This is a genomic window from Serratia sp. (in: enterobacteria) (genome assembly GCF_046715635.1).
GTDB lineage: Bacteria > Pseudomonadota > Gammaproteobacteria > Enterobacterales > Enterobacteriaceae > Chania.
The window spans coordinates 1-3,887 of record NZ_JBKJYW010000179.1 but is presented as its reverse complement, the minus strand read 5'-3'; the positions used below and the strand labels follow the sequence as shown (position 1 = coordinate 3,887).

The window sequence follows — 3,887 nt, the reverse complement described above, 5'->3', positions numbered from 1 at the left end:
GTCTTGGTCAACGGTAAGCAGGTCAAAGCAAAGAAATCTGATGGCGCGCTGGTGTTCAGAAGTGGCACCATCACTTATACCATTCAAGGGGATCGCCGCCTCAAGGGGGAAGATGTTTGGGTGGATAATGATGCAGGCAGCAAAGGAGTGATTAACGCCAAATAGAAGGTAATAATTGCGCTATTTTTAGCTGACAAGCGGATTTCAGGCACAAAAAAACCGCCTCTCGGCGGTACGACATTACTACATATTGCTTTGATTATTCTTAGTTTATTTTCCTGGTACCCGGGGCGGGACTTGAACCCGCACAGCCATAAGCCGAGGGATTTTAAATCCCTTGTGTCTACCGATTTCACCACCCGGGCTCGGGAAAATTGGAGGCGCGTTCCGGAGTCGAACCGGACTAGACGGATTTGCAATCCGCTACATAACCGCTTTGTTAACGCGCCTTAATTCTGTTTGCCTTTGCAGGCTAAAGCTCGCAATCACCAGCTTTACTAAATTTGGAGCGGGAAACGAGACTCGAACTCGCGACCCCGACCTTGGCAAGGTCGTGCTCTACCAACTGAGCTATTCCCGCATTAATCAGAACTTACTGATTTTTTTAAATCTTTTGGCAACTCACCGCCGCCGTCTGATGCGATGCATTCTACTTATCTGGCGTGGTGAGTCAATAAAATTGTTGTCTCATCAGGTTCGTTTGCCGATTTTTACATCGCTTCGATCAAGGTTCCAGCAAATCGCGGCGTGCCGCGTTCAAATATTGGAACATTGACCAGAAGGTCAGCACGGCGGCGATGTACAACAAGCCGAACGACAAATACTCCACCGTAGGCTCTGGGCGCCACAACAGGCCAACCAATGACATCATCTGTGCCATGGTTTTCACCTTGCCAATCCACGAGACCGCCACGCTGCTGCGCTTGCCGATTTCCGCCATCCATTCGCGCAACGACGAGATAATGATCTCGCGGGCGATCATGGTTGCCGCAGGCAGAGTGATCCACCAAGTATGATAATGCTCTGCTACCAGCACCAGGGCCACCGCTACCATCACCTTATCGGCAACCGGGTCGAGGAACGCACCAAAGCGGGTTGTCTGCTTCCAGCGACGGGCTAAAAAGCCGTCAAACCAATCGGTTACAGCAGCAAACACAAAAATGACCGCACAGAGCATCGGTGCCCAGACGAACGGCAGATAAAACGCCAGTACGAAGAATGGGATCAGAACTACGCGGAACAGGGTAAGCCAAGTCGGTATATTCAATTGCATAATGCTGGTAACTATCTGGCTGGAGTGGAAATTAAGAGTATGTTGCTACATTGCCCTCAGTGTTTCAATGCATTGTAGATCTTTTCTGCCAATGCTTGTGAAATACCCGGCACTTTTGCAATTTCCTCAACGCTGGCGTTCAATAATGGTTGAAGTCCACCCATATACTTCAACAGCACCTGACGCCGTTTTGGCCCAACGCCGTCGATCAGTTCCAAGGCGCTGGTGTTTTTGACTTTCGCCCGTTTCTGACGATGGCCAGTGATCGCATGGTTGTGTGAATCATCACGAATATGCTGGATCACGTGCAGTGCCGGTGAGTCTGAAGGTAGCGAAATCCCCTCCCCCTCAGGGACGAAGAACAACGTCTCCAGCCCGGCTTTGCGATCGCTGCCTTTGGCAATGCCGATCAGCAACGGTTTGTGCTTGTCCCAGGTCACGTTCAGCGAATTGAACACGTCAATCGCCATACCCAGTTGCCCTTTCCCACCATCAATAAAGATGACGTCCGGGATCTTGCTCTCTTCCAGAGCTTTACCATAGCGCCGTTTCAGCACTTGCGCCATCGCGGCATAGTCATCGCCCGGCGTGATACCGGTAATATTGTAGCGCCGATACTCCGAGCGCAACGGACCGTTGCTGTCGAACACCACGCAGGATGCAACGGTCTGCTCCCCCATCGTGTGGCTGATATCGAAACACTCCATCCGGTTAATTTCGGTCAGGTTCAGCGTTTTCGCCAGTTCTGCCAGTCGCTGATGGATAGTCGACTGCTGAGAAAGCTTGGTGACCAGCGCAGTGGAGGCGTTGGTACGCGCCAGCTTCAAGTAGCGGGCACGATCGCCACGCGGCTTGCTCTGGATCTGGATCTTGCGGCCAGCCAGTTCGCTTAATGAGCTAGCCAGCAGATCTTTTTCCGGTAACGTAAAGTCCAGTAGGATTTCGGCCGGTAAGGTACGAGCCTGGCTGCCTTGTAAATAGAACTGGCCCACGAAGGTTTGCACCACTTCACTCAGTTCTGTACCACCCGGCACTTTCGGGAAGTAGCTGCGGCTGCCTAATACCTTGCCCTGGCGAATAAACAGCACGTGTACGCAGGCCATACCCGCATCGAAAGCCACGCCGATCACGTCCAGATCGTCGCTGTCTCCTGATACAAACTGCTTTTCCGTCACCCGCCGCACCGCCTGAATCTGATCGCGAATACGTGCAGCTTCTTCAAAATTGAGCAGCTTGCTGGCGTTTTCCATCCGCGCAATCAACTGGTGCAACACCTGCTGATCCTTACCGGACAAAAACAGACGCACATAGTCCACTTGCTGGCGGTAATCTTCCTCACTCACCAAACCGGCAACGCATGGCCCCAGACAACGGCCAATCTGATACTGCAGGCAAGGACGGGAGCGATTGCGATAAACGCTGTTATCGCATTGACGCACGGGGAACAGCTTTTGCAGCAGCGCCAGCGTTTCACGCACGGCGTAAGAGTTGGGAAATGGGCCAAAGTATTCCCCTTTGGCATGCTTGGCACCACGGTGCACCGTCAGCCTTGGGTGGCTATCGGCACTCAAAAAAATCAGAGGATAGGATTTATCGTCGCGCAACAGAACATTATATCGGGGCTGATACAGCTTGATATAATTATGCTCCAGCAGGAGCGCCTCGGTTTCCGTATGGGTAACGGTAACGTCAATCTGTGCGATATTTTTGACCAGCGTTTCCGTCTTGCGGCTGCTGACCTGAGTGCGAAAATAGCTCGCGAGACGTTTTTTCAGGTCTTTGGCTTTACCTACATAGATCACCGTCCCCGTCAGATCATACATGCGATAAACGCCAGGCTGACTGGTTACGGTTTTAAGAAATGCCGGTGCATCAAAACGATCATTCACTGCTCAACAATGTCTCCGCGTTGAACAACCCATGTCTGATCGCCAGATGGGTCAATTCAACATCCCCGCTAATATTCAGTTTGGTGAACATACGATAACGATAACTATTTACTGTTTTAGGGCTGAGATTCAGTTGCTCTGAAATCTCATTCACTTTCTTCCCTTTAGTGATCATCAACATAATTTGTAATTCACGCTCAGACAGGGTGCTGAACGGGTTTTCCGCCTGCGGTTCCAGCTGGCTTAAGGCCATTTGCTGCGCGATGTCCGAAGCAATGTAACGCTGGCCGGCATGTACCGAACGAATCGCGTTAATCACCTCTTGCGGTGCAGCGCCTTTGCTCAGATAGCCAGCCGCGCCCGCCTGCATCACCTTGGCGGGTAACGGATTCTCAGTATGAATAGTCAACATGATGACCTTGATATCGGGCGTGTAACGTACAATCTTACGGGTGGCTTCCAGCCCCCCCATACCCGGCATATTCATATCCATCAACACGATATCGGCAGAGTTGCCGCGGCACCATTTTACGGCATCTTCACCGCATTGTGCTTCGCCAACAACTTTAATGCCTTTGATATCTTCAAGAATGCGTCGTATCCCTGCGCGCACCAGTTCGTGGTCATCAACAAGAAGAACGCTAATCAAGGAAAATTCTCCAAAATAAGGGAGTAACGCAATCAATCAGCCTCTGTCATCTAAACAGATATTACTTGGTTTTCAG

At 51.2% G+C, this 3,887-nt stretch carries 3 protein-coding genes and 3 tRNA genes; all 6 read right to left on the bottom strand.

Features of this window, described 5'->3' with window-relative positions; translation table 11 throughout:
* Nucleotides 1-279 precede the first annotated feature (279 nt).
* The 6 genes from ACLQ7H_RS08780 to uvrY all read right to left on the bottom strand — a co-directional run bounded on the left by ACLQ7H_RS08780 (nucleotide 280) and on the right by uvrY (nucleotide 3,811).
* Nucleotides 280-365, bottom strand: a tRNA-Leu gene (locus ACLQ7H_RS08780).
* Nucleotides 366-375: 10 nt separating this feature from the next.
* A tRNA-Cys gene (locus ACLQ7H_RS08775) sits at nucleotides 376-449 on the bottom strand.
* A 55-nt stretch (nucleotides 450-504) separates the two neighbouring features.
* Nucleotides 505-580: transfer RNA gene (locus ACLQ7H_RS08770), tRNA-Gly, on the bottom strand.
* Nucleotides 581-724: 144 nt separating this feature from the next.
* On the bottom strand, nucleotides 725-1,273 hold the full coding sequence (gene pgsA / locus ACLQ7H_RS08765) for a CDP-diacylglycerol--glycerol-3-phosphate 3-phosphatidyltransferase (protein WP_021804755.1): 549 nt from the start codon (nucleotides 1,271-1,273) through the stop codon (nucleotides 725-727).
* Nucleotides 1,274-1,329: 56 nt separating this feature from the next.
* Entirely contained in the window at nucleotides 1,330-3,162 is a 1,833-nt protein-coding gene (uvrC, locus tag ACLQ7H_RS08760; RefSeq protein WP_021178350.1) for an excinuclease ABC subunit UvrC, read from the bottom strand.
* The gene (gene uvrY, locus ACLQ7H_RS08755) at nucleotides 3,155-3,811 is read right to left on the bottom strand and encodes a UvrY/SirA/GacA family response regulator transcription factor (RefSeq protein WP_411752326.1); all 657 of its coding nucleotides are present in this window, start codon (nucleotides 3,809-3,811) and stop codon (nucleotides 3,155-3,157) included. Before uvrY ends, uvrC begins: the two co-directional genes overlap by 8 nt.
* Between the last annotated feature and the right edge of the window lie 76 nt (nucleotides 3,812-3,887).